At 43.9% G+C, this 26,021-nt stretch carries 29 protein-coding genes and 1 tRNA gene; 16 read left to right on the top strand and 14 right to left on the bottom strand.

All coding sequences use genetic code 11. The features are described from left to right. Positions 1-27: 27 nt before the first annotated feature. Positions 28-363, top strand: a complete 336-nt coding sequence (locus tag CUN85_RS04775) for a YbjQ family protein (RefSeq protein ID WP_135389195.1) — start codon at positions 28-30, stop codon at positions 361-363. Here the strand turns inward: CUN85_RS04775 and CUN85_RS04770 are convergent. The 11 genes from CUN85_RS04770 to priS all read right to left on the bottom strand — a co-directional run bounded on the left by CUN85_RS04770 (position 360) and on the right by priS (position 9,559). Further along, entirely contained in the window at positions 360-1,964 is a 1,605-nt protein-coding gene (locus tag CUN85_RS04770) for a PAS domain-containing sensor histidine kinase (RefSeq protein WP_135389194.1), read from the bottom strand. The genes CUN85_RS04775 and CUN85_RS04770 overlap by 4 nt on opposite strands. A 1,558-nt stretch (positions 1,965-3,522) precedes the next feature. Continuing rightward, positions 3,523-3,783, bottom strand: coding sequence for a hypothetical protein (locus tag CUN85_RS04760; protein WP_135389193.1), 261 nt, complete (start codon positions 3,781-3,783; stop codon positions 3,523-3,525). Between the two features lie 217 nt (positions 3,784-4,000). Next, positions 4,001-4,118: transfer RNA gene (locus CUN85_RS12945), tRNA-Ser, on the bottom strand. A gap of 44 nt (positions 4,119-4,162) precedes the next feature. Further along, positions 4,163-5,386 carry a TIGR00375 family protein gene (locus CUN85_RS04755; RefSeq protein WP_135389192.1) on the bottom strand — a complete coding sequence of 408 codons (1,224 nt, stop codon included), beginning with the start codon at positions 5,384-5,386 and terminating at the stop codon, positions 4,163-4,165. 13 nt (positions 5,387-5,399) lie between these two features. Further along, positions 5,400-6,170, bottom strand: a complete 771-nt coding sequence (locus CUN85_RS04750; protein WP_135389191.1) for a proteasome assembly chaperone family protein — start codon at positions 6,168-6,170, stop codon at positions 5,400-5,402. Positions 6,171-6,173: 3 nt separating this feature from the next. Next, a complete protein-coding gene (locus tag CUN85_RS04745; protein ID WP_135389190.1) occupies positions 6,174-6,332 on the bottom strand; it encodes an RNA-protein complex protein Nop10 in 159 nt (52 codons plus the stop codon). Positions 6,333-6,339: 7 nt separating this feature from the next. Continuing rightward, positions 6,340-7,137: a translation initiation factor IF-2 subunit alpha gene (locus tag CUN85_RS04740; protein ID WP_135389189.1), complete on the bottom strand. Its 798-nt coding sequence runs from the start codon at positions 7,135-7,137 to the stop codon at positions 6,340-6,342. A gap of 11 nt (positions 7,138-7,148) precedes the next feature. After that, positions 7,149-7,325 carry a 30S ribosomal protein S27e gene (locus CUN85_RS04735; protein WP_135389188.1) on the bottom strand — a complete coding sequence of 59 codons (177 nt, stop codon included), beginning with the start codon at positions 7,323-7,325 and terminating at the stop codon, positions 7,149-7,151. A gap of 5 nt (positions 7,326-7,330) precedes the next feature. Next, a complete protein-coding gene (locus CUN85_RS04730; RefSeq protein WP_135389187.1) occupies positions 7,331-7,609 on the bottom strand; it encodes a 50S ribosomal protein L44e in 279 nt (92 codons plus the stop codon). 26 nt (positions 7,610-7,635) lie between these two features. Then, positions 7,636-8,343, bottom strand: coding sequence for a hypothetical protein (locus tag CUN85_RS04725; RefSeq protein ID WP_135389186.1), 708 nt, complete (start codon positions 8,341-8,343; stop codon positions 7,636-7,638). Beyond that, a complete protein-coding gene (gene priS, locus CUN85_RS04720; RefSeq protein ID WP_135389185.1) occupies positions 8,330-9,559 on the bottom strand; it encodes a DNA primase catalytic subunit PriS in 1,230 nt (409 codons plus the stop codon). The genes CUN85_RS04725 and priS overlap by 14 nt, the downstream gene beginning before the upstream one ends. 98 nt (positions 9,560-9,657) lie before the next feature. On the opposite strand from priS, the gene rqcH reads away from it, so the two are divergent. The 3 genes from rqcH (at position 9,658) to CUN85_RS04705 (ending at position 13,953) form a co-directional block, all read left to right on the top strand. Then, positions 9,658-11,649 carry a ribosome rescue protein RqcH gene (gene rqcH / locus CUN85_RS04715; RefSeq protein WP_135389184.1) on the top strand — a complete coding sequence of 664 codons (1,992 nt, stop codon included), beginning with the start codon at positions 9,658-9,660 and terminating at the stop codon, positions 11,647-11,649. Positions 11,650-11,756: 107 nt separating this feature from the next. Further along, positions 11,757-12,797 (top strand): mRNA surveillance protein pelota, encoded by a 1,041-nt coding sequence (locus CUN85_RS04710; protein WP_135389183.1) that lies wholly within the window; start codon positions 11,757-11,759, stop codon positions 12,795-12,797. Between the two features lie 595 nt (positions 12,798-13,392). Continuing rightward, positions 13,393-13,953, top strand: a complete 561-nt coding sequence (locus CUN85_RS04705; RefSeq protein WP_135389182.1) for an acetate uptake transporter — start codon at positions 13,393-13,395, stop codon at positions 13,951-13,953. Between the two features lie 54 nt (positions 13,954-14,007). Here the strand turns inward: CUN85_RS04705 and CUN85_RS04700 are convergent, their stop codons facing one another. Beyond that, positions 14,008-14,907, bottom strand: a complete 900-nt coding sequence (locus tag CUN85_RS04700; RefSeq protein ID WP_135389181.1) for a DNA integrity scanning protein DisA nucleotide-binding domain protein — start codon at positions 14,905-14,907, stop codon at positions 14,008-14,010. Positions 14,908-15,031: 124 nt separating this feature from the next. On the opposite strand from CUN85_RS04700, the gene thpR reads away from it, so the two are divergent. Next, a complete protein-coding gene (gene thpR / locus CUN85_RS04695) occupies positions 15,032-15,574 on the top strand; it encodes an RNA 2',3'-cyclic phosphodiesterase (protein ID WP_135389180.1) in 543 nt (180 codons plus the stop codon). A 43-nt stretch (positions 15,575-15,617) separates the two neighbouring features. On the opposite strand, the gene CUN85_RS04690 is transcribed toward thpR, so the two are convergent. Beyond that, positions 15,618-16,640 carry an FAD:protein FMN transferase gene (locus tag CUN85_RS04690; protein WP_135389179.1) on the bottom strand — a complete coding sequence of 341 codons (1,023 nt, stop codon included), beginning with the start codon at positions 16,638-16,640 and terminating at the stop codon, positions 15,618-15,620. 104 nt (positions 16,641-16,744) lie between these two features. Between CUN85_RS04690 and CUN85_RS04685 the strand changes: the two genes are divergently transcribed. From CUN85_RS04685 to CUN85_RS04635, 11 genes are all read left to right on the top strand, one after another. Then, positions 16,745-17,164, top strand: coding sequence for a hypothetical protein (locus CUN85_RS04685; RefSeq protein ID WP_135389178.1), 420 nt, complete (start codon positions 16,745-16,747; stop codon positions 17,162-17,164). Positions 17,165-17,166: 2 nt separating this feature from the next. Continuing rightward, entirely contained in the window at positions 17,167-18,651 is a 1,485-nt protein-coding gene (gene mmcA / locus CUN85_RS04680; RefSeq protein WP_135389177.1) for a methanogenesis multiheme c-type cytochrome, read from the top strand. 10 nt (positions 18,652-18,661) lie between these two features. Beyond that, positions 18,662-20,008 carry an Rnf electron transport complex subunit RnfC gene (rnfC, locus tag CUN85_RS04675; protein WP_135389176.1) on the top strand — a complete coding sequence of 449 codons (1,347 nt, stop codon included), beginning with the start codon at positions 18,662-18,664 and terminating at the stop codon, positions 20,006-20,008. A gap of 1 nt (position 20,009) precedes the next feature. Beyond that, entirely contained in the window at positions 20,010-21,026 is a 1,017-nt protein-coding gene (gene rnfD / locus CUN85_RS04670) for an Rnf electron transport complex subunit RnfD (RefSeq protein WP_135389175.1), read from the top strand. Continuing rightward, entirely contained in the window at positions 21,019-21,591 is a 573-nt protein-coding gene (gene rnfG, locus CUN85_RS04665; protein WP_135389174.1) for an Rnf electron transport complex subunit RnfG, read from the top strand. Before rnfD ends, rnfG begins: the two co-directional genes overlap by 8 nt. A 9-nt stretch (positions 21,592-21,600) precedes the next feature. Then, a complete protein-coding gene (rnfE, locus tag CUN85_RS04660) occupies positions 21,601-22,215 on the top strand; it encodes an Rnf electron transport complex subunit RnfE (protein ID WP_135389173.1) in 615 nt (204 codons plus the stop codon). Between the two features lies 1 nt (position 22,216). Then, positions 22,217-22,804, top strand: coding sequence for an Rnf electron transport complex subunit RnfA (gene rnfA / locus CUN85_RS04655; RefSeq protein WP_135389172.1), 588 nt, complete (start codon positions 22,217-22,219; stop codon positions 22,802-22,804). After that, positions 22,801-23,601 (top strand): Rnf electron transport complex subunit RnfB, encoded by an 801-nt coding sequence (gene rnfB, locus CUN85_RS04650; RefSeq protein ID WP_135389171.1) that lies wholly within the window; start codon positions 22,801-22,803, stop codon positions 23,599-23,601. Before rnfA ends, rnfB begins: the two co-directional genes overlap by 4 nt. 4 nt (positions 23,602-23,605) lie before the next feature. Then, positions 23,606-23,938 carry a DUF4870 domain-containing protein gene (locus CUN85_RS04645; RefSeq protein ID WP_135389170.1) on the top strand — a complete coding sequence of 111 codons (333 nt, stop codon included), beginning with the start codon at positions 23,606-23,608 and terminating at the stop codon, positions 23,936-23,938. A 133-nt stretch (positions 23,939-24,071) separates the two neighbouring features. Next, entirely contained in the window at positions 24,072-25,031 is a 960-nt protein-coding gene (locus CUN85_RS04640; protein ID WP_135389169.1) for a replication factor C small subunit, read from the top strand. Then, positions 25,031-25,546, top strand: a complete 516-nt coding sequence (locus CUN85_RS04635; RefSeq protein ID WP_135389168.1) for a COG2426 family protein — start codon at positions 25,031-25,033, stop codon at positions 25,544-25,546. The genes CUN85_RS04640 and CUN85_RS04635 overlap by 1 nt, the downstream gene beginning before the upstream one ends. A 190-nt stretch (positions 25,547-25,736) precedes the next feature. Here CUN85_RS04635 and CUN85_RS04630 read toward each other — a convergent pair whose 3' ends face one another. Next, positions 25,737-25,949: a histone family protein gene (locus tag CUN85_RS04630; protein WP_135389167.1), complete on the bottom strand. Its 213-nt coding sequence runs from the start codon at positions 25,947-25,949 to the stop codon at positions 25,737-25,739. Between the last annotated feature and the right edge of the window lie 72 nt (positions 25,950-26,021).

Below are 26,021 nucleotides of genomic sequence, written 5' to 3'. Positions count from 1 at the left end.
ATTATATCATAATAAAGAAGGTATTCTATGTTAGTAACAACAACAAATGATATAGAAGGTAAGGAGCTTGAGATACTCGGCGTGGTTTTTGGAAACACTGTTCGTGCAAAGCATATTGGAAGTGATATTGCTGCGGGCCTGAAGAATATTATTGGTGGAGAGCTTAAAGGTTATTCCGAAATGCTTACTCAGGCCAGGAAAGAAGCTCTTTTAAGGATGATCGAGGAAGCGAATAAAATGAATGCCGATGCAGTCGTGAACGTAAGGTTCACGACCTCGCAGACAATGGCAGGTGCTGCAGAATTACTTGCATACGGTACTGCAGTGAAGATAAAAACGCCTGAATCTTCCGTTTCTGATTAAGGCGTAACCGGGACAGTGAAACTGAAGGTACTACCTTTTCCGGGTTCACTTTCCACTTGTATTTTTCCTCCCATCATTTCCACAAGTTCTTTTGATAGGTAAAGACCCAGTCCGGTTCCGTTGAATTTGCGATTAAGGGACGGATCTGCCTGGCAGAATGGCTTGAATAGTTTACTCAGCTCTTCACCTGATATGCCAATGCCATTGTCAGTGATGGATATCTTTAAGATTTCTATATCGGGGGAATGTACTTTGACATCTACAGTTCCGCCAGAAGGTGTGAATTTTATTGCATTATGGATCAGATTGTAGAGGACCGTCCTGAATTTATCTTCATCAGCCCACATTTCTCTGGTACTGGTGCTGATTGTAAAGTTCAGGACAATGTCTTTCTTTTTTGCTATCGGCATCATGAAGCTCTCGATCTCGCAGATCATTGCAAAAAGCGACAATTCCCTCTTCTCAATTTCAAGTGTTCCTTTTTCTATCCTGCACAGGCTTATCATGGAGTTCACCATTTTATGTAACAGGTTCCCGCTTTCAGTAATAACTCCTGCGTATCTCTTTTGTTCTTTACTCAGTGAATTGTTTTCGTCTTCATGCAATAACTCAGAGTAACCTATGATGTGATTAAGGGGTGTTCTCAGCTCGTGACTGATGGTGGATATGAATTCTCTTTTTGTCCGGTCTGCATTTTCGGCTATCATTTTAGCCATTATCAGGGTCTTTTCAGCTTTTTTCCTTTCAGTTATGTCCTCACCAGATGTCAGGAGGCCTTTTATGTTGCCGTTCTCATCCTTTAGCAGGATGTTATGCCACTGGAAAGTTCTAATTCCTTTGTCTGCTATCTGGATAGACGATTCAAAATGTTCCGGGATCTCCAGTTTCTTATCCATTACTTTCCTGTAGTTTTCAATTTCTTCCTTCCTGGAATACTCCGGAGAGTAAATATCGAACCAGTTCTTTGAGAGAATATCATGTTCCTTAAATCCGAGGATATCACTTCCTTTCCGGTTAATAAGCGTGATATTCCCTTCTCTGTCAATGACAAGTATGATTACAGCTACAACATCCAGATATTTCTGGGCTATATTCCTCTCTTCTTTGAGGTTTGATTCGACCTGTTTGAGTTTCTCGATGTCCACCATCAATCCGTTTATGCCAACCACTTCTGAATCTTTTATGATTGGACGGGATGATGTGTGTATATATCCGATATCTCTGGATTTCTTGATAACACGGAACATGTAAGGCTCTTTTGCCCCGTTAATTGTCTTCCTGATCTCTTCCATCAGTTCGGGGAGGTCTTCAGGATGAACATAATCTGTAAATGGGGTCCCCAGGACATCTTTTTTTGTATATCCTGTCAGGCTTTCGACTGCAGAATTAAGATATGTGAATATGCCGTTGTTATCCACTGCAAAAAGAGCATCATTGAGATTCTCAAGTCTTTCTTCATAGAACTCCTGGGTTATCTCCAGTTCTGTCTTCTTCTTTTCCAGTTCATCTGTAAGACGGTCGATCCTCTCTTGATGGGAAGCTATTGTTTCTTTTGTATGCGGATTCTTTTTAAAGCTGGTGTATGAGCACTGAGATGCCATGTATTATCAAAAAACTCCAATTATATTATTATTCAATTTAAATTACAACTATTTATAATTTTGTCAGGTGCAAATATGATATTTACTCTATCACACAAAATATTTAATATTTTAAAAAAATTTTTACAGATATGTATTGATTATCACTGTAAGTAATTATATACATTATTATTTCTGCTTGCTTTAATAGTGGTGCCATCTATTATAATATGGAAGCAAAGCTATAGTTGTTTGATGAGAAGGATATGAATGAAGAAACCGTTGCTTGATGTAATATTTGCATCAGACAAGAGAAAGCGTGTACTCTTATTATTAAGGGATGGAGCCAAGGAATGGAAACAATCCTTGAATCATTAGACACTTTAAGACAAGCTTTGCTTCCACAAATAAAGATTCTGGAAGACCATTACCTTAATTAAGACTATGACGATACTTATGAACTAACATTGGCTGCTGGGAACCCGCAAGCTTGATTTCATTCCACATCGTCGTCTTTTTTTAAAAATAAATAAACCGGGGGAATGTAAGCAACAGTAAGTCAGATTCGATTTATGTAGTTACTAAATTATTTTTAGCAAAACATAATATCCTGTTTTATGAGTTAATTGATAATAAAGTAAATGTATATTGCATCATTTCAGCAGATATGCTTGAAAAACCGAAAGTTGAAGGCAATGATGATTTCAAAGAAATTTCTAAATATATGCAGGTCCATTTGTTTTTCTATAAAATAGAGAAATGGATTTCATATCTTTGCATTCATGACTATTGTGTAGTGATGCGTATTTTAACAATCGAAGAACAAAGTAATCATAAACTACTTCTGCGCCCTGACTACAGTCCACACTCAAGTGGACAAAAGACTTTTTTGAATGCTATCTGAATGAGTCAACACCAATTACAGAACTCTAATAATAATATTCTTGCTGTGAAAAATTATTAATTTACGAGACAGCTTTATACGAGAAAAACCATTTTGGACCAGATTAAGAAGGCAGGATTAGGCACCCGATAAACCACCACGCTTATTGTGCCTCTTTCCTTACGAATCCGGGATGTCCCCACATCCCTTCAACCCCCACTCACTCAACCCGCATAGTTGAGAAGGCAGGATGAGACGCCTGATAAACCACCACGCTTTAAGGCGTCTCTTTCCTTATATATCCGAGATATTCCCCAATATCTCTCTTTAACTCCACTCCCAATAGCTTGTGAGCGCCCCAATGCTCACAAGTCCTGATATGTTGTATTTGCATATAACCAGAACGCATTTTAATCTAAGGATTGCTACTATCTTTTGTTTGTAAACATTATTTCAATGCCATTGCAATTTCATGTGAGCCTTGAAATTAATACCGCCTGTTCAATCCTGACGCCCGGCCTACCAGGCCGGCGCCTTCACAGTTCACAGGCTGGAAAGATCCAGACAGGTTCACTCCATCACCTTCCTCTATATCTCACCTCCGGATCCTTCCCGACAAGCTCCATCAGGGCCATGGCAATATCTGAGCGCTTCTTCTCAACATCAACTACAACTTCGATACTAAGCTATACCCTCCTACGAACAGAAACAATAGGTCGAGCCATTGACATTCTTGCAACGCGGGTACTCCGGGGATGTAAGTTTGGACTTAAGTTCCTCTTCATCCGCAATCTCATGCATCTTCAAATGGCTTTGTCGATCTGCTTGCCTGAAAGATACACATGGATCCCCGCCATTCTGGAGCTCTGCTCCCATCCCGGGTGTTCTTTCATCTGGGACTTTGAACTCAAGATCAAAGATTTTAGCAATAGAATTTAGCTGGTTCAGGTACTTCAATACCCGGACCCTGGTCACCCCTTCAAGAAAAGGTATCTTTCAAACTTGAAAAATAGTCCTTGTCCGATCAACTGCATTCTGCAATACGTATAATATTATCTTGGAAAGTAATCTTTTAACTAATGTTGTAAAGTGGTATGCTCTTTCACTTCGCTTATTTATAAAATAGTTTTACCTTGGTGAAGTGAAAGTTTTAAGTATTGTACTGTGGATAAAACGCCGAGGTTGGGATTCGAACCCAAGCACTCCTCCCGGAGAAACCGGTCTCGAGCCGGTCGCGTTTAGACTCCGTGGCTACTTTTCACCATCGGATTAGTCCGCTCTGCCACCTCGGCACTGCTGCTTTTGATAGTTTTTATGTATTATATAGGTATCGAGATTAGAAATCAAAAAGAGAACTCTGGTTCTTCCTGTTTTCGGTGTATTTTCCATTTATTTCATTTGTTTCTGGTATTTCTATCCATCCGTACTTACCCCCTCCACCGGGATGAAGGGTCACCTTTTTTTCTCTGAAGGCTATTATGGCGTCAACAATCTTCCTGCCTGCAAAATCCATACTTTCGGGTTCGGCATGGAGGAGTACCTGCAGTTCATCTCCAAACTTTCCAATAAGGCTGTTCCAGGCATCCTGCACTCCTTTTGTATTGATGCTTGCATGTCCGAGTGCCATCATTATTATTTCCGAGAGCGGCATCAAGTGAAGATATGGAGGCCTGTGGTCCGGATGTTGTGGTTCGGGGAGGTCGGCCAGTTCGTTCACCCTGTCCACCACTCCTTTTTTGATACGTCCTCCGCACACGCTACATTTCCAGCTATTGGAAACACTCTCTTCCAGTGAGTAGTGAGTGAAACATTTAATGCAGGCAGATTCGTTGTATTTTCCTTCCTGTGGATAGAATCCGATATTCAGTGTGACCTTATAATTATTTTCACCAAATATCGCTTTTTTCAGGCCTTCAAATGAGATATCAGGAACTTCCATCTGGTTGTACTCGCGGGCAAGTTTGTTGGAATGGGGAGAATGCGCATCTGAGTTCGAGAGGAATGTCAGCCTGTGGAGCTCACTTATGCGGTCCGCGTAATCACTGTCTGCGCTCAGGCCCAGTTCCAGAAAAGAAATATAATCCGTCATATCACCATAACAGCTTTTAAGTGTATCGTGATATGCATACATCGCAGTCCAGGGAGTAAAGGCATGGCATGGGCCAATAAGTGCTTCAAGGTCCTTTGCAGCCTCTGCGATTTCAGTACCATCCAGGCGGACTGTGGGGCGGCCGTCTTTTGAGAGGGTACCATGTTTTCCCATAGTCTCGGCCAATTCCTCTGCCTTTGATATTGAAGGCAGGATCAATAGGTGATGTACACGGTTTTTATCCTCTATCTCAGTTGTGATTGTAAAATTAGTATTCCCAATAATGATGTTCTCATTATCAATAGCATTGTCTCTGATCTCCTTCATCCATTGAGGATGGGTGCAGTCTCCGGTGGCGACCAGATCAATGCCTTTTTTAGCTGCCTCTGCAGCTATTGTCGGCAGGTCCATTTTACCGGAACATGCCATTGAGTATTTTGAATGTATGTGCAGGTCAGCGTTGATCTTCATTCATCGGACACCTTCAGCCTATATATCTCAGGTCCTCATCCCTTATGGCTTCCGGTATTCCCTGTTGCTGCTGCTCTACCTCTTTTAGCCTGGCAACGATCTTTTCCATCTCCTTTGCACGTTCCTCAAGAGGGCCTTCGTCAATCTCTATGTCGAAAATACTGCATATGACCTTCAATAGTGACTGTGCACTTTTCGGATCAACTAGGTATCCTGAAGTAAGTCCCATCAGGCATGCTGCATCGATGTTCCTGAACTTGCTCAAACCCAGTATAAGGCCGGAAGCACCAACAATTCCTCCTCCGGGTTCGTTCTCTTTGAAAACGACACCTGCCTTTTTAAGTTCATCAGTAAGCTCCGGGTTGTTGACGGCTCCAAGTACCTCTTCTGAGTAGGTGAGTTGTCCGGTTGGAAAACCTCCCAGCGTATAGATTCGCTGTGCTCCGAATTCCTCTGCTATGTCCAGATACAGGTCACAAAGCTCATAATGCCCTTCTCCCGTAGAACTCTGATGGTCTCCGACAAGTATTACAATATCTGACTTACCAGTAGAGCAGACATATATTTCATTGTTGACCACATGAATCTCGCTGTTCTCATCTACAAGAACCTGCGGTGGAAAATGATGTGAGTATATCTCGATGATCTTTTCGGCATCAAGTTCTTCTATCAGATGTTCTGCAACCAGCTTCCCTACATGGCCTACGCCCGGGAGTCCTACCAGGAAGATCGGATCATTGACCTTTACTTCCTCTTGCAACCGAACTACTTTAGTCCCCTTCATTGATCATTCTTCCTTTATGGCCAGTCTCCGGTATTTCCCATATGGGTCCTTTGGAGAGTATTTTGCCGGTCGTGGATCCACTGTCAGGGAGCCACACACCGGGCATTTCTCTTCAAGTGTGTATCTGCCGCAGCTCTTACACCTGTGAATCTTCAACCCCAAAAATACATCACGCCTTTACAGCATCATTATGTCTGTGGAATTCGCCTTTTCCACCAAGTTCGTCAATAGTCTCAATGGCAATATCGGCAGACTTCTTCAGCACAGCTTCCGCTTTCTTATAATCCGGAGCGATAACCTTTATTCTGTATCTGGGTGCACCAGTGTAACTGATGTCAATACGTACTTCATCTTCCTTTACTTCGTTAGCTGCTTCAAGGGCAGTCTTTATCGCATCAATGCCTTCGGGAAGACTGCATGTAAGGTCGACATAACCTGCGATATCTACAAATGGCAGTTTGATGTTATTCTGGGCGATCTGGGCGATGCTGTCGGCAATTTTCTGGTTCAGCTTGACCTCGTTGAAGGCATTGATGCCGACCATGGCAGCTTCTTCAAAAGCTGCATACTGGCTGCCGAAGTGTTCCACAAGTTGCCGGCTGATGGCCTGCATCTCTTCGGTGTCGGTATTTGTTTCTTCTGCAACGAACTGGAGCCATTTGGAAGCTTTCTGCTCGTTTTTCCATTCCTGGATCTTAGCACGCCTTTGATGCTCGTTCACATCTTTAAGTGACAGGTCTATATGTCTTCTGGATGAATCCACGTTCAGGACTTTACAGACGATCTTTTGTCCTTCGCGTACGTAGTCCCTGACATACTTGACCCATCCGGCCTTAATCTCGGAGATATGGATGAACCCTTCCTTTCCATCATACTCCTCGAGCGTCGTGTATGCACCAAAGTCCGTTACGTCCTTAACGGTACATACAACGAAATCTCCGCTTTCGGGCCAATTGTTTCTATCCATTATGAATCACTTTAATCAAGAACTTCAAGGATGTGTGTTGTTATTGTTGATTTGCCGCCGGTAGGCTCTGCAAGTGTCCTTCCGCACACAAGGCATGTGACCTTTCGGCTTGCACTTCCGAAAATGACCTGCTCGTTCTCGCAGTCATTGCATTTTACACGCAGGAATCTGCTCTTTGGTTTGTTCATTCATATCACTCCGCGAATTCGAACTTCTTTGCTCTGAAACATGGTCTCTGGTGGGACTTGTTGCATTCTGTGCATTTATATCTAAGCCATATTCTCTTGGTGGGTTTATCTCCTCCGGGCACCTTTGAGAATTTCCCACTGTTACCGAGTCCTGTCTGGCGTTTCTTTTGCCTTTCGATATGTGTTAATGACGATGCTTTTCCCTTCTTCACTCTTTCTGCAACGACTTCCGTGTGCTTCTTACATGAAGGGCAATATGTTTTAAATCTCTTCGGGATCTTCATTATCTACACCTTGAATAAGTTTTAAGTTAATTAGTTGTGATTATCTGTGCCACATTGCGTTTGACAAGCCCTTTTGCGTTCAGGGCAGGTAAAACAACGACGTCTTCTGCACGTAGTGTGTAATTTCGATTATCCATAGCCTTGAAAGTGGGCAGGTTATCTAGTATTCGCACAACAACGAATTCTTCATTTATATTACTTTTGCCTATCGCTTCTTTTTCCCGCACATCCATGCCAGTTTCTGTTTTGATATTTACTCCTTTATTTCCCTTCTCCGGTCCTTCAGGCCTGTCGATATTGTCCGTGCTATCCCGAGCTGAACTTTCTTCCTTGCTCTTTCTGAGCCTGCTGACGGCCTGCGGATCAAGTATGGGTTCAAGTAACTCCTGGCGGGCGGTATTTATTGTTGACAGCACAGCATCGTATACTCTTCTTTCTTCGGGAAGGAGTTTGTTAATGTCCTGTGAGGCCCGATTGGAAAAGGCGGTTGTGGTGGCGCTGACTATTGTCTTTTTCAGGCGGCGGATGAATATGACTTCGACATCCGTCATCGCACTCTGCAATTCATCCTCCAGCATCTTTGATTCCACTGACCTGGGGTTCTCGATATGGACTATTTCTTCCTCAAGCTCCTTTACATATTCCGCAACTTCCTGAAAGAAGTCCGAGTGGATTGCTTTTATTGAAGAACTGCTTTCTTCACGGAGTGTATTCTTAAGTTCAGTGCGATCCATACTCTGCTACACCTCTGCACATAAAGTAGACTGCGGCATATTCAGGGACTTCCTGAATGCCTTCCTCCAGTACAAAGTCTTTTCCTTTCATCTGAACTGCAAATGGTTTTATAACTTTTATCTTTACCGATTTTTCACTGAAGATGACTGCATCGTTCAGGGGCTCGAAGGCTTCAAGCTCATCTATTCCCAGTGCTGTAACTTTCATTCCGGATTTCCCGTGAAGGGACCCCGGCAGGCGTATGAGGCGCTTAATATCTGCAGTGACAGGTTCGTCAACCTGCGTACTGCCAAAATTGACTTTTGATCTTTCCACTGCCTGATTGATTAGCAGGCTGACAACATCCTGGAAATCATCGATGTGACCAAAATCCAGTCTTCCGTGATCAACTATGTTCCTGAGCACCTCCGGCTTTTCCGATATTTTCTTAAGTTCCTGGAACCTTTTGGAAGTGCTTTTCCCGAACCCTTTGAGCTCCCTTAGCTCCCGGAACATGTTCTTGTTCTCTTTTACGGACTCAGCTATCAGATACTGCACTATATAATGTGCGATTCTTTTACCCCAGCCTGTATCATAGTTTTTCAAAATGTACTTGTAAGGAACCGTTGTCTTTCCCTTGAATGTATCTGTGCCGCTCCCATGTTCTCCGACAAGCCATTCTTTATTGTAGTGCATCTCCGGACTGAGCTTTCCGCTGATATAATCTACTATCTCGCGCCTTTCCGGGCTTTTTAGCGGGAGTACCGAAGGATCACTGATGTGGAAATGGTACCCTCTTCCTCCGGAAAACACGGCATGCACATCATTCTCACTGAAGCCGAAGTCGTCTATGAGGAAATCCAGCAGCTTTAATGTCTCTCTTTTTCCTTTTTCCAGCATATCCCCATATGAGTTGATCTTTCCCGGCAGGTGGTCGGAGTCTATATCGAATATCAGGTCTGCCTTGAGCCAGTTCTTCTCTTTCATCTTCGGGGCACCGGGGTACTCGTAGTAAGCCACGGAATAATACGCATGGGCAGGACCAATTCCTCTGAGGTAGTCGTGCAGTTCCCCGGTCGACCCGAACTCTTTGTGTCTTCTCATGAAAGTATCCCCGGTAGTGAACTCCAGGAATCCCCATTCCCTTGATGTGAACTCCGGCGGCAGCTTCAGCTCGGCTTGCGAATAGTAGTCCTGGAATCTTGATACAAGAAATGACCGTGTTCTCTCATTCATAAGTGCATGTTCTCCGGTTGGCCGACTCTGGGCGCGTAGTCCTAATTGGTCTTATGCGACATAAAACTTATAGTCTCTGTTTACGTTATACTCCTCGCATGAAGAAGGAAATGACAAGTGCCGATGTGGCTGCACTAGTGCTTGAACTCAGTTCAGGTGAGAATTCTATCATAGATGCAAAGATCGGTAAAATATACCAGCCTGCAGCGGAGGAGCTGCGTATCAGTATATTCGTTTTCAACAAGGGAAGAGATAATTTTATAATTGAGGCCGGTAAACGTGCACATCTGAGTGAACACATACGCCCGAGTCCCAAACTGCCCCAGTCCTTCCCAATGCTGCTCAGAAAGCATATCATGGCGGGACGTATAACTTATATCAAACAGTATGATTTTGACAGGATTATCGAGATAGGCCTGGTGCGTGGCGGAATAAATACCATACTGATTGCAGAACTGTTCTCCCCTGGCAACATAGTCCTGCTTGATGCGGAGAGGAAAATAATCCTTCCCATGAAGCCTGTGACCTTCAGGGGAAGGAGGATCCGCAGTGGTGAGGTATACCAATACCCGGAAGCTCAGATCAGCCCGGTGGATGCAGGAGTGGATGATCTCAGGGAGGAATTTGCCTCGTCTGACTCGGATGTTGTAAGAACTATCGCTAAAGGGTTCAATCTTGGAGGGATACTGGCTGAGGAAGTATGCCTAAGGTCAGGGGTCGGAAAGAACATTGCTGCTAAAGAACTGGGCGATGATGAGATATCGGCTCTTGCCGGGTCGTTCAAAGGCCTGTTCACACCTCTTCTGGAAGGGGAGCTGAGCCCTTGTGTCGTGAAGAAGGATGTAAAGGGTGAGATTCAGCCCATCGATGTTGTACCCTTTGAACTCAGTGTGTACTCAGACCTGGAAAAAGATTCCTTCCCGTCCTTCAACAAGGCTCTCGATGAGTTCTTTGGTAAAAAGGCTGCTGAAGAGGTCAGGGGCGTAGTAGAGTCGGTAAAGAAGGAGAAGACCGATGTTTTTGAGAGACGTTTAAAGAAACAACAGGAAGCAATAGAGAATTTCGGAAAGGATGCTGAAAAGCAGGTCCAAATAGCTGAGAAAATATATGCTCATTATGTTGATATCGAAGAAGTTCTCGCCGTACTCGATAAGGCCCGGCAAAAAGGCTATACATGGGATGAGATCAGGAAGATACTGAAAGAGGCAAAAGGTACTTTACCTGCTGCAAAAAATATAGTCAGCATTGATTCGGCTTCCGGGAAGGTAGTACTCGACCTTGATGGTACCAATGCTACTATCGACATGAGGCTGACTATCCCTCAGAATGCCCAGTTCCATTATGACAAGGCCAAAAAACTGAACCGGAAGAAGGAAGGTGCCTTGAAGGCCATAGAAGATACAAAACTTGCTATGCAAAAAAGGGAAAAGAAGCCCTCGAATAAACAGAAGGCTCGGCTTAAGAAACACTGGTATGATCGCTTCAGGTGGTTCTTCTCTTCCGAAGGTTTTCTGGTTGTTGGTGGAAGGGATGCCGAAACCAATGAAGAGATCGTTAAGAAGTATATGGACAAGAATGACATAGTTTTCCATACTCAGGCTCCCGGAGCACCCATGACCGTTATCAAGGTTCAGGGCGGGGAAGTATCAGAACAGACTCTTCAGGAAGCTGCAGAGTTTGTGGTATCATACTCAAGCATCTGGAAATCTGGGCAGTTCAGCGGAGACTGTTACTGGGTCAGGCCTGAACAGGTTTCAAAGACCCCGGAGTCCGGTGAATATCTGAAGAAAGGTTCTTTTGCTATAAGGGGAGAACGCAATTATTATCGTGATGTGCAGGTTGGTGCGGCTGTAGCCCTGGAACTTGGCGCTGAGACCCGGGTGATAGGCGGTCCTCTGTCAGCGGTCAGTGAGCATGGCAGGCATGTGGTGGAACTTGTTCCGGGGAAGTTCAACCAGAACGATATAGCGAAAAAGATATACAAAATATATGTGGATAAGTTAAAGGAAGTCAACTTCGTCAAACAAATAGCATCTCCTGATAAGATCGCGATGATGATTCCTCCGGGAGAATCTGACATAAAGATCTGATGTGTCAGTTATGGTGGATCGGTAGATTAAATGCCGGATGTAATCGTTAAGCCGTCCGTATTTATTTATTTATTTATTTATTTATTTATTTATTTACAGGTAATCCTATGCGCGTTACAAAAAGAAGTCTGAAAGGAAGGGAAGGTGAGATTGCCGTCACACCCGAAACCCTGGATGATCTGTGGCATCTTAAGTATATTATTGAGAAAGGTGACCTTGTTTTTGCTCTGACAAAGAGAAAAGCTGATTCGGCAAGCGATAAGATAAGGCCTGAAAAAGTGGAGAAGAAAAATGTCAGGCTTGGTATATTAGTAGAGGATCTGGAATTCCACAGATTCTCCAACAGATTGAGGATACATGGTGTCATTGAGCATGGAATGGATGCAGGTTCCTATCACACTCTTAATATAGAAGATGGTACCAACGTCTCTATTATCAAAAAATGGAAGAAGGACCAGATTGAACGTATCGATGAAGCTGAAGCTTCCTCCAGGCATCCTAAGGTTGTCATTGTTGCCGTTGAGGAAGGGGATGCGGATATCGGTCTTGTGCGCCATTACGGTATAGAATTATACTCTCATATTACCCAGTCTTCGGGAAAAGGAGAGGGTACCCTGAGGGAAGTATTCTTCAACGAGATAACTGACCAGTTGGTCCATGCAGCTTCCGGTTCGGAAGCTATAGTGGTTGCAGGCCCCGGATTCACAAAGGAAGATTTCCTGAAATATCTTACTGCCAAAGAACAGGAGCTGGCTTCAAGGGCTATAGTCGAAGATACAGCATCCGTAGGTATGTCGGGTTTTCAGGAAGTATTGAAAAGGGGGGCTGTTGACAGGATAATGGAGGAGTCCAGAATTGCCCGGGAATCCCGGCTTATGGATGAGTTGCTCAGGGAGATATCTACTGATGGAAAAGCCGCATACGGATTTGATGAAGTAAAGTCCGCTCAGAATTTCGGAGCAATTGAAACCTTGCTCGTTGCCGACGAATTCCTTCGTACGGAAAGGGAAAAAGGGGATATCGATAATTTTCTTCAGTCGGTTGAACGTTCCAGGGGGAATCTTGTGATCTTTAGTACAATATTTGAACCTGGGCATAAGTTACTTTCACTTGGCGGCATTGCTGCACTATTGAGGTTTAAAATATAAGGTTTAAAATAAGATCGGGCTTTAGAACTACCTGTCTGATATTTTTGAGCATGCCTCAATGTAATTCATTTGGATTTGGATTTAAAAAGTATGCTTGAATATGCTTTTCTTATCTGGTGTCTGAGTCTTAATAAAAAAATCTGTATTTATTTCTACTTAATAAACATTTCGGAGTGGTTGTGCATAAACAATTCACAAATGTTGTTAAAAGACACTTTTCAGTTTTTATTTTTATAATGTGATATTAATCTTTTGGTAAAAGTCTGTATTTTCTGTTTATTTCACAAAAAAAGCATTATATCAACTTTAAAATCATATTATACCGTTTAAATTCTTTTTATTCTCAAAAAAAGCTTTATTATCCTTTTTCATATTTATTCATAATCAAAAATGATATATACCTCTTTGCCAAAGTCATTATCAGGAGGTGAAAACGGTAGCATTGGTAAAACCTGATAATATATATTTGAAAAAGTTACAATCATGAATTATTTGGCTATTAGATTTTGGAGCCTTAAATGTCAGTTATATTGACTAATTAAAATATTGAATTGGTTTACAATTATTAAAATCTATGTTAGGGAAGTGATTAACTATGGATGGAGAAGTAATTATAAAAGATACGACCGCAAGTCCGGCACCACTGGGCTTCTTTGGTCTTGGATTTGCAGCAACATTCCTTGGATTATTGATCATGGGAGTATTTGCTGATGCTGTAATGGTAGTTTCAACAGCTATATTCCTGGGTGGTTTTGCTCAGCTGTTTGCCAGTATCGAACTCTGGAGAAAAGGTGACACATTTGGTGCATCTGCTTTCGGTGCGTTCGCATTGTTCTGGTTCTCATGGGCATTTATCCAGATAGCCACAACAATAGGCATATTTGGCGGTGTAATGGATCCAATTAGCGTCGCTGCTAATTTCTGGTACCTGATAATCTGGGGTATCATAGCAACCCTGCTGACAATCGTGACCTTTAAGATCGGTGTAAAGGCAATAATAGTGACCTTCATATTGCTGGATCTTACTTTCTTCAGCATTGCTCTTGTCGGTGGAATGGTAGCGGGAATAATAACCCTTCTGCTTGGTCTTGCTTCACTCTACACAGCAATTGCATTGATCATGGATGAAGTGGGTAAGATAAAGATTCCCTACTAAAACAGAACGGATATAGATATAAAGTTCCGGCTCCTTGCCGGCACAACTTTTTTTTTAGTGGTTTTGACATCCTTTTTTGACATTATTGCAGCACATTGCCCTTTCAGTGGACTCTATGGACATCAGCTCTTTTCCATCCATGTACACGTGAATAAGTCCGCCAGATTCCGAAACTGTTATTGCTATGGCTACGGTGTCCCTTGTAATAGCAGCAGCCGATACATGTCGACCGCCAAGTCCCTTGTCCAGTCGGATATCTCTTGCATCAATATCCAGATATCTTCCTGCAGCTTCCATTTTCCCTTCATCGGATACTATGAAGACACCGTCAAGCTGCGCAAATTCTTTAACTGATTCCCAGTTTTTCTTATTCAGAATGTCCCGGTCCTCATCCTTATGGCCGACGTACGGATTGAGAATGATCTGGTGAGAGCGTACCATCACTTCTTCAACATCTCCCAGAATAAAAGCCGTGCCTATTGGTTTACCTTCGCGCCCGGTGCTTGATATATCAAAAGCTATTCTCAGGACCGAGCGCATTAACTCCGAAGGCAGTCTTTCCTCGCATGTTTTCAACGACTTCACTAGCTGGTTATCTTCAAGATTATGAACAATTACGGCAATGGAATCGGTCGTTTCAATAATACCTATCACCAATCCCTCCTCCAGTTCTCCCAGCATGTACTCGGTAGCGGATATATCTTCTATGTGATTGATCTTTCCAGTGGCTTGCTGTGTAACCCTGTCAGCAATTCCTTTGATTTTTTCTTCTTTGTGCTTAGTGGTGGATACTAAATGGTCAATTATGCTTTTTGACCTTCTTGAACTGAAAAAGACGGGCATGTCTGTGCTGATACCCTCAAGACTGATATTCCCGGATACTATTATAGCAGTTGACTCCAGATCTTCTGCAAGTTTTACTGCAGTTTTCAGAATTGTCTTGGTACTGTCCATTATGTCCCCTCTTGCATGCCATTATTCAAGATAGTAATTATAATAACCTTCATTATAAATAAAAACTTGCCTGTAGCGTCAACAATTTAAATTCCTAGATTAAATGATATTTGGTGATCGTTTGGTGAGAGTTTTTGTAGCAGTGGATCTGCCGGAGGAGTTGCACTCTAATATCGCAGATATTCAATCGAAATTTACTGATTTCAAGTTTAAATTCGTAAAACCGGATATTGTACATATTACAATAAAATTTCTCGGTGAAGTTCCTGAAGAGAAGATCGAAAGTATATCAAAGGCACTTGATTCCATATCATGTGAACCGTTCAAAACATCGATTAAAGGGGTGGGTGTTTTCCCAAAACCTCGCTTTGCAAAAGTTATCTGGCTTGGTTGCGAGGGTGACTTTGAACAATTACATAGATCAATAGAAGAATCACTCTCGCCTTTCCAGTTTACTAAAGATCTTCATCCTTTCAATGCGCATGCAACTCTTGCAAGAGTTAAATATCTTCCAAAAAAGAAAAAAGAGGATTTTATGCAGCTGCTTGATGAACTGAAAGATGTTGATGTGGGTACCATGCAGGTGAACTCTATCAAGCTCAAAAAAAGTACTCTTACGCCCGAAGGGCCAGTTTATGAAGTATTACATGAAGTAAGGCTGGGATGACCTGTGCATGTCATCCCTGGTGACCGCAGTCGATACTGTTGTGTCAGATGCTTTCGTATTCCGCAAATCCGCCGGAGCGAATCAGTCTTTTGTCGGATGTTATTATCAGACATTCGACTCCGTCCAGTCTCTCTACCATCTCCAGCCCGTCATCTTCTCCCATTACGAACACTGCTGTGGCAAAGGCATCAGCATCCATTGCACTTTCTGTTATGACAGTTACACTGATCAGATCCTGTGAGGGGTATCCTGTGCGCGGGTCCGAGATGTGCGAAACTTTGGCAGCATCATTGAAATAACGCTCATAGTTCCCGCTTGTGGCAACTGCCATATCTTCCATCTCCATTACTACGATTGCTTCTTCTGTCCTGTCTGGGTTCTGCAGGCCTACCTTCCAGGGCACTCCTACCTGTTTATGTCCTATATATTTTCCGTCACCACCGGCATTGACAAATCCCGCTTCAACGCCGTCATCGCGCAAAGACCTGATTGCCAGGTCAACTGCATAACCCTTGGCAACTCCTCCGAGTGTAAGCATCATACCTTCTTTATCAAGAGTGATATTGCTGTCCTCTATTCGGATGGATGAATAATCGACGAGTTCAAGTGTTTCGTTGATCTCTTCTTCAGTTGGGGCTTCGTATGTGCCGCCCGGGCTGAACTTGCTTTTCCATAGTTCAAGTATCGGGAATATTGAAATATCAAATGCTCCCTGGCTGCTTTCTGAATAATACTTCGACTTGTTAATTACATATATAAGATCAGGGTTGGTGTTGTTGAGAGTCCCCTGCTCATTCAGCAAACTGAGTTCACTGCTGTTTTCGTAGTTATTCATCAGATTGTCTACATACTGTATCTTTTCAAAGGCCTTTTCTATTGATGCCCGGGCCTCGTCCTCCCCGGAACTTAAGACGCTTATTGTCACAGTTGTATCCATCAGGATTCTGGTTGTCGAATATAAGTGTCCGGTCTCCTCCTCATCTTCTGCTGTCCCGGGTGCATAATTTATCATTAATAATACTGTGAAAACCGCTATCAGGACAACGGCAACAGTTTTATACATCATGTCGTATGAAAGGAGATAATTGATATTTATGTACAGCGGTACAACAGAAGGAAAGATGTTTCCGGTATATTTCATTATCTTATTTGTTTGAAGGAAGTAATATTATGAGCAACCCCACTATAAAAAAAGACACGGGAGGTGGTTCTAGTAAGGACAAGTACCTGATAGTCGCCCTTCATCAGTTAATGGAAGAGTATGGCTGGAGGGGTATAGAGAAGCATTTTGGTTTTGTGAAGCATCATATCATTTATGTCAAGCCGGACTCGCTTCTTGATAAGATCGAACTTAAGGCAAATGTTCTTGGCAATCACATGGACGTGGACTTTCTTGGCGAATCTCCGAAAAAAGGACTGCTTGACAGAGTCTTCGATTTTAATGTAAGAGTCGTCCGTAAGTCATTCGAGATCAGTAAATACGTATCAGATGACATGAGAATACTCCACGAGCAGAACCTGAGGAATATTATTGTAATCGTTATCAAGCAGCTCGAAGAAATCGAGAGCAAAAAAGAACAGGAACGTTAACTATGGATAAGTTAAATGTAATTCTTATAGGGGTCCTGGTTTTGATGTTTGCTGCAGCGGGTGTGAATGCTTATGCAGGTTATAGTGGTAATGAGGTTTTTGCAGAGCATTACATGACTCAGCAGGAGTGGTCTGATAGTTCTTGTGGTGGCTGTCATATCGGTATGTATGATGAGGTTTCCGAGTCGTATCATGTGCAACAAGACCTTGCTCCATGGACTTCTATTATGGAACATGGCGTTGATGCCGGCAGCCTTGAAGGAGAGGATCTGGCAACAACATATGGTCAGGTGCACCCGGGCGGTGGATACATGGCAGATTATGGTCTTGACATAGACTGTATGATATGTCATGAGCAGAACGGTCTTTATGATTATCATGAACGTTCAGAAGTCATAAGTGCAGGTAACTTTGGAATGGCCACTAACGCTGCACTTGATGATGCAAGGACACACGCACAGCAGGATTCCATTTATGTCTTGAGCTATATGCTCGATGTGTTGACACCGCTTCCCATAGTTACGGAGATACATGATGATGTGAACGGTGCTCCGCGGCAGGAGTTGTGCGCTAACTGTCATATAAGCGAGGTTTCCACAACAGCTGTCACATGGACTTCTCCTGAACATGGTCAGTATGATGTCCATGCAGATGTCAACTGTTATGAATGTCATGTTACTGAAGACCACCAGATTGGGCGTAAATATCTGCTTAATGCTCCTGATAATATGCATGATGCGTTTGAAGGGGAAATAAGAAGTTGTGATTCTTCTGGCTGCCATGAGGGTATATCTCATGGTGCAATGGTCGATGGGCACCTTGAAACAGTAAGCTGTGAATCCTGTCACATACCTGCTCTTCCGGGTGGCGAGATATCCGACGAGACACCTATAAGTGGATTTAGCTGGGCCAACGGCATAATGGAAACGGTGACCCATGATTCGCAGTTCACACCTGTTCTTGCATGGTACAATGGTACTTATTACGATCAGCTACCCCGTAATGACAGTATGGATTCTGAAAACGCGATATTGAGGCCCTACAATGTAATAACCGGAATCTGGTGGGATGAAGGTACGGACCCGGCAGTATTTGCAGATCCAAATGCCAGTTCTGCAGTCGGCGACCCGATCCTGCCTGCACATGTGCAGAGAGCAGATGAGGACAATGATGGTTCTGTCACGGTAGAAGAGATGCGTTCGTTCGATGCAGATGGCGACGGTGAGGCAGATTATCCGAATGCAGTGCTCAGACATGTGGAAATGTACTTCCCTGTAAGCCATAATGTTGCAGGCTCGACCGTAGGACTGGCAGAACCACTTGCGTGTGCAGACTGTCACGGCATCACAGCCACTGAGATCGACTGGCAAGCACTGGGATATCAAACCGATCCCGCCGGAGCGGACGGCGACTTTACCGGGAATGAAATAAGTGTGTCGATACCCGATCAGAGACCCACTGAGGTAGAAAGGGAGCCGGCATTCTGAGGTGATCATCGTGGAAAGTAAAAGATTGAAGAAAATCCCCCAAAAAGTTATAATCCCATTAAAGCAACATCTGGGTACGATTTGCGAACCTCTTGTAAAGAAAGGTGATCAGGTGCTCATAGGCCAGAAGATCGGCAGATCCGTCTCTTATTATTCTTCCGATGTCCACTCAAGTGTCTGCGGAGAGGTTCTGGCGATAGAGAATGCACCACATCCCAATGGTAACAAAGTTCTAAGTGTGATCATACAGACCACGGAATCCATGGAGACTGTGGATTTCGTTCCAACGGAGAACACCTCACAGGAAAAACTGATCAGTCTGATGCAGGAGGCCGGCATTGTTGAGCATTATGGTGCACCAACACATACAGTCCTCATGCCAGAGGACAAAAAAATAGATATTGTCCTTATAAACTCCACCGCGTCCGAATGGATTGGTGGCAAATACAAGACTCCCAAGGAGTATGCTTCCCAGATGATGGATGCCCTCAAACTCCTGATGAAGGCTGCAGGGGCATCAAAGGGTGCGATAATAGTCCGAAAGGATGATAAGGAGTCCATCGAGGCTTTTGAGGATGTTGAAGTCAATGGGAAGGCTCTGAAAGTGGCACCTCTCGTAGGAAAACGCCGTTTAGGTTATTACTTCAGAGATCAGGATTCTAATATTATAGTAGCTTCTCAGAAACGTATCTATGGAAAAAAGATCCTTAACTTTTTTACATATAATGTGACAGGCCGCAAGGTCGGGATCGGCTGTGATCCTACGGATGTGGGTGTTGCGGTATGCAGTATCAAATCAGCGAAAGCATTATATGATGCAGTATACGAAGGAAGGCCATACTATGAAACAGTTATCACTGTTGAAGGTACGGTGGACTGCCCTGAATATATGCTCATAAGAATAGGCACTCCTTTTAAAGATATTATAGAATCCTGCAACTCTGAGGGAGAGGTCGCAAAGATCGTTGCGAATGGCGTGATTACAGGTGTTGCACAATATACTGATGAAGTGCCTGTGACCAAGGGCACTACAAGGATAACCCTTCTTACAAAGGAAGAGGTCCTCCGGGATGAGTCCCTTGCATGTATACACTGTGCGCGCTGCGTGGATATATGTCCGGTATCCCTTGTACCCAGCAGACTTACTGTTCTGGCCGACCAGGGTCGTTTTGACGAATGTCGGCAGATGCACATAGAGAACTGTATTGAGTGTGGTAGGTGTGCTGTGGTCTGCCCCTCTAAGATACATGTACTGCAGCTTATCAGGTATGCAAAGAATGCGATAGAAGGAGCTTATGCTGATGCTGCACCCAAGGAATCGTCAAATCTCAAACTTGGTTGTTGCGGAGGTGAGTGATATGGCTTATACGATTTCAGCTCCTCCTCATAAAAAAGAAAGGATCACTTTCAGTTCGATGAACTGGAGTAAAATTGTGGCTCTGGTCCCCGTTAGTCTTATAGCGATATATTTCTTCGGAATACCGGCCCTGGAGATCATACTGGCAGCAGTGATCGCAGCAGTTCTAACAGAGTACGGCATACAGATGATATTCAAACAGAATGTCACAGTAAAAGATGGCCATGCTGCGATGATCGGGCTTATGTTCGCTCTGTTGACTCCGCCGGAAGCTCCCATATGGCTGCCTGTGGTAGGCGGGTTCTTTGCCATTGCCATTGGCAAGCACGCTTTTGGAGGTATCGGTTCCTACATTTTCAACCCTGTACTGGTCTCATGGGTATTTGTCAGGAGTGCCTGGTCAGGTTTCATGACGCCTGCATCCATACCGCATATCGGTCCGGTTTCAGACATTCTGCTGGAGAGCGGTGCTGGCCTGCTTGTGGGTGTATCCCCAATTGCTCTGATAGGCGGAGTATATCTTATCTATAAAAGATACGTAGAATGGAGAGTACCACTGACGTTTTTCCTGACAGTGTTCTTTTTCAACCAGGCCATAGCCTTTGTTACCGAGATCGTGCAACTTGTGCAGGAAGGTGTGTTGAACCCACTGCTATACCTGGCGACAATGTTTACTTTCCTGGAATTAACAGAAGAGTTATCTTATGCGATGATAGGTGTGGTTATCTTTGGTATTCTGTTCCTTTCCACGGATTCGCCAACAACCCCGATCACAAAAGCAGGCCGTCTGATCTACGGTGTAGGTTGTGGTGTGCTTGTTTCTATTTACGGTTACTTCGGCAATTATGTGGATGGAACTCTATACGGTATTTTCCTTGCTAACGGTATAGCCTCATTCCTTGAATCAAGGACCATTCCCGGAAGTTTTGGTCAGGAGTCATTACTTGAGCGTTCCTATAAACGTGTAGTAGCCAGACTTCCTCCTGGCCTGAGGTCAGAGGTGGTGTCAGATGACTGACTCAAATAGGACGACTGCTATCGTCATTGGAAAACTCGTGATCATATCTGTAATTGCAGCCCTTTTACTCGGGATAACCTATATTCCTACCCAGGAGCAGCTGGAAAAGAACATTCAGGCTGCCCAGGAAGAGATTCTGCAAGAGCTCATACCCGACGCCCAGGAATTCGAGCCGGTCGAAGGAACACAAGCCGTCGGTGAGGATGGTCAGAGGGATATCCTCTATTACCGGGCGCTGGACGAATCAGGTAATGTGGTAGCATATGCCTTTTTCCATGAGCAGACGGGCTATGGAGGGCCTATCATGGTTGCAGGGGCAGTCGATTCTTCCTTCTCGAACGTATTGGGAATGGATATTATAAGGCATGAGGAAACTCCCGGTCTGGGAGCAAAGATAACCACAAATGATTTCAGAAGTCAGTTCCAGGGTGTTCCTGTGTCGGAACTTGATCTGTCCCGGGATGGAGGGTCCATAGATGCCATTACCGGTGCCACTGTCTCTTCAAGGGCGGTTGTTAATGCAATGGACTCAAAGATCGAAGAAATAGAGGATACAGAGGCTTAGGTGATACATATGGATCCGTTAAGTGAATATATTCGTGGAATTACAAGGGATAATCCTATCTTTGGGCTGGTGTTAGGCCTCTGTCCGGCACTGGCTGTGACGACATCAGTTGAGAATGCAATTGGAATGTCTGCAGGGACGGCTTTTGTACTTGTTTGTGCAAACATCTTCATTTCAAGTCTGAGAAAACAGATACCTGCGGCTGTAAGACTTCCGATCTTCATTATAGTCATAGCGACATTTGTGTCTATTGTAGATATGATCATGGAAGCCTATTTCCCGCCCATGTATGCGGCACTGGGTGTTTTTATTCCCCTTATAGTCGTCAACTGTGTAATCATAGGGCGTGCCGAAGCATTCGCCAACAAGAACAATGTCTTTTACTCTTTCATAGATGCGCTTGGTATCTCCACAGGTTTCCTGCTGGTACTGATGCTCATAGGCGGGATAAGGGAAATTCTGGGAACCGGGCAGATAGTAACATTTGGTTACACACTTCTGTCACTTCCGGTAAACCCTTCCGTGACCACCATGATCCTGCCGCCGGGTGCGTTCCTTACAATAGGTGTTCTGATGGCTATAGTGAATTACCAGAGGGCAAAAAAAAGAGCAAAAGGTGGTTAAAATGGTAGAAAAGGCTTTATTTGCAATATTCATGGAAGGAGTGTTCATTAAGAACTTCCTGATCATTCAGTTCCTTGGACTGTGTTCCTTTGTAGGAGTGACCAAGGATTTCAAAAGTGCTGCAGGAATGTCAGGGGCAGTAATTTTTGTCATGACGATGGCTGCGACTGCTTCGTATATGATTTACACTTACATTCTTGTGCCACGTAGTATGGAATTCCTTAACCTGATAAGTTTCATCGTGGTCATTGCTGCGCTTGTACAGTTAGTGGAATTCGTTGTCAGGAAGAATATTCCAAGCTTATATCGCTCACTAGGTATCTTTCTGCCGCTTATCACAACAAATTGTGCGGTGCTGGGTGTAGTGTTGCTCAATGTTCTATCTGAATATAATTTCATACAGAGCGTTGTATTCGGTGTTGCTGCAGGTATAGGATATACGATTGTCATGCTCATGATGGCTTCTATCAGGGAGCGCTCGACCTTCGTTCACGTTCCTTCATCTATAAGGGGTCTGCCACAGGCATTCTTCGTAGCAACGATGCTGTCACTTGCCTTTGTCAATTATTTCTGGGTGATACCTATATGAGTACTCTTAGCACTTTCCTTATAGAATCAATGGCCATACTGGGAGGTCTTGGTCTTGCAGTCGGCATAATGCTTATAGTTGCATCCAGGAAGTTCAAGGTAGAAACTAACCCTCTTGTAGAGGAGATAATTGACGTTCTTCCGGGTGCCAATTGTGGAGCATGTGGCTTTGCCGGGTGTGCTGACTTTGCAGAACGTGTTGTCAATGAAGATGCTCCGATCACCGGTTGTCCTGTAGGGGGCTTCGATGTTGCAAAAGAGATCGGTGGTATTGTTGGACAAGAGGTCGGTGAGGGTGAGGTTGAATATCCTCTCATCAGGTGCAACGGTGGCCTAAACTGTGTCGATCGTTTTGAGTACGTCGGCTTTGAGGATTGCAAGGCAGTTATGATGCTCTCTGACGGTGAGAAAGGTTGTAATTACGGTTGTATGGGCCGCGGTACCTGCGTACGGGCCTGTCCATTCGATGCTATCACTATAGGTGAAGACCGTCTGCCGCATGTGAATAAGAACCTGTGTACCAGCTGTGGACTCTGTATAGCTTCATGTCCGAACGATATAATCGTTTTTGCAAAGGAATCCGAAAAGGTACATGTACGTTGTATGTCCAGGGATAAAGGAAAAGCTGTAAAGGCAGTCTGTGCCGTGGGATGCATAGGCTGTAAGATATGTGAGAAGAACTGTCCTGAAGATGCTATCAAGGTCACGGACTTCATCGCTGTCATTGACCAGGATAAATGTACGGCCTGCGGGATATGTGTGGAGAAATGTCCTCAGAATACCATAGAGGCGAGGTGATATAATGGCATATGATACAAAACTGGGTCTTGATGAGAATATAGTTGCAGCTTTGTGCTATGTGGGATTCTGGATAACCGGCATTCTTATTTTGCTGATCGAGCAGGATAACAAGTTCGTCAGGTTCCATGCAATGCAGTCTGTCATGGTGTTTCTTCCATTGTCCCTGATAGTCCTCCTGGTGGCATGGATTCCTTATGTAGGATGGATCATAGCCGATTTCATGGGATTCCCATCTATGTTCCTTGTACTTCTGCTTGCCTTCCTGGCATACAGGGGTATGAAGTTCAAGCTTCCTTTGATAGGTACTTATGCCTACAGACTGATATATAAATAAACACATTTTGAGGCAGGTGTCACAAGGGCACCTGCCAAAAAACATGTTACTTTTATTGTATACGAAAAGTTAAAAAATAACGCTTACCTATTTATTCCACCAAATACTATTTTTTCCAGCCGGAGGGTTAGAAATTAAAGAAGAGATATGGATTGAGAAGTACAGGCCTTTTAAACTTGATGATGTGGTAGGTCAGAGTGAGACCGTTGAAAGGTTAAGATCCTATATTAAAACAAGGAATCTGCCTCATCTTTTGTTCTCCGGTCCTCCTGGTGTGGGAAAGACTGCTACTGCTGTGTCGATTGCACGTGAGCTCTTTGCTGAATCGTGGCGGGAGAATTTCACAGAGCTGAATGCTTCTGATGAGCGTGGAATAGATATTGTAAGGACCAAGATCAAGAATTTCGCGAAGACCTCTCCTATCGGTGGGGCTGATTTCAAGATAATCTTCCTGGATGAGGCCGATGCGCTGACGTCGGATGCCCAGTCGGCCCTCAGGCGAACCATGGAGCGTTATACCAATAATTGTCGTTTTATTCTTTCATGTAACTATTCGTCAAAGATAATAGAACCTATACAGTCAAGGTGCGCTGTATACAGGTTCCGCCCCCTTTCCGACGAAGCCGTTGCTGGACGTGTGCGTTTTGTGGCTGCCAATGAGGGGCTGGATATTGCCGAGGACGGTGTGGATGCCATCAAATACGTGGCTCAGGGGGATATGAGAAAAGCCATTAATGCTCTTCAGGCTGCTGCATTGATTGTCGATACGATCCACAAGGACGCCATTTATAAGATCACGGCGACAGCACGTCCGGAGCAGGTCCGTGAACTGATCGAAACAGCCCTTTCAGGCAATTTCACAGCTGCAAGAAAGCATCTGGACAGCTTTCTACTAATACAGGGACTTTCAGGCGAGGATGTGGTCGGTCAGATATACAGGGCTATGTTCGATATGGGCATACCTGAGAGGAAAATGGTCGAGCTTGTGGATATCATCGCCGAGGTTGATTTCAGGCTGACCGAAGGTGCCAATGAGAGAATCCAGCTTGAATCGCTCCTTGCTCACTTTGCACTATCCGGGACGGAGCAGTAATGCCCTTTGAACATCAGCTTCTTGAATTGCTGAGTTCTGTTCCCGACTGGCTGGCAACGATAATCATCAGCACCTTGCCGGTCGCCGAGCTAAGAGGTGCAATTCCGGTTGCTATAGGAGTATACGGGATGAGCCCTGCATCTGCATATTTACTTGCCGTGCTGGGGAATATGCTGCCTGTCATCCCTCTGCTCCTTTTCCTTGAGCCTGTTTCCACTTATCTTAGGAAGTACCGGTTATTCGACATGTTTTTCTCATGGCTGTTCGAACGTACCCGTCGCAATCATACTGAAAGATTTGAGAAGTATGGTATTCTTGCACTGACACTTTTCGTAGCAATTCCCCTTCCGGTAACAGGTGCATGGACTGGTTGCGCAGCAGCCTTTGTTTTCGGGATACGATTCAAGCATGCTTTTCCTGCAGTACTTGCAGGTGTTATGGTAGCGGGTCTGATAGTCAGCTTTGTTACAGTGACGGGTATAAGTGTAATTGACCTTTTATCAGGCAATATATAAATTCAGAAAAAAGAGCTCTGTAAAAAACCTATCAAACCGCCATATATGAGACAAAAATAGCAAATATATCCAATATCTGACAATATCTCTCTCAATTATTGCTAACTCTAATTATCGCCCGGATATCTAGGATTTACAGGCAAAAAAGGTGTGCCTGATTCCAGAACCATATAAAGCAAGAGTTGAGCACTTATTTGTCAAGCATCTCTTTTGCGAGTTTGATATCTTCTGACTTTACGGTTTTCCTTCCGGCGTGGTCTGCCAGTTTGATCGCTTCTCTTGATATCTCTAGCCCGTATGACTCAAGTATCTCTGTAAGGGCTATAGCGGCTGATTCGCTCACTCTCTGAGCACCAGCATTCCTTATTACCCTTTCAATGGGTGCAAATGGTATTATTGTCATAAATATCCCTCTATTAAACTTACTTCATCTAATGGAGCATTGTATATAAGTTAATTGGTAAATAAGATATAT

The organism is Methanolobus halotolerans, assembly GCF_004745425.1.
In the GTDB taxonomy this organism is placed as follows: domain Archaea; phylum Halobacteriota; class Methanosarcinia; order Methanosarcinales; family Methanosarcinaceae; genus Methanolobus; species Methanolobus halotolerans.
Note: the sequence above shows the minus strand (reverse complement) of the source record. Positions and strands in the feature narration are given on the sequence as shown.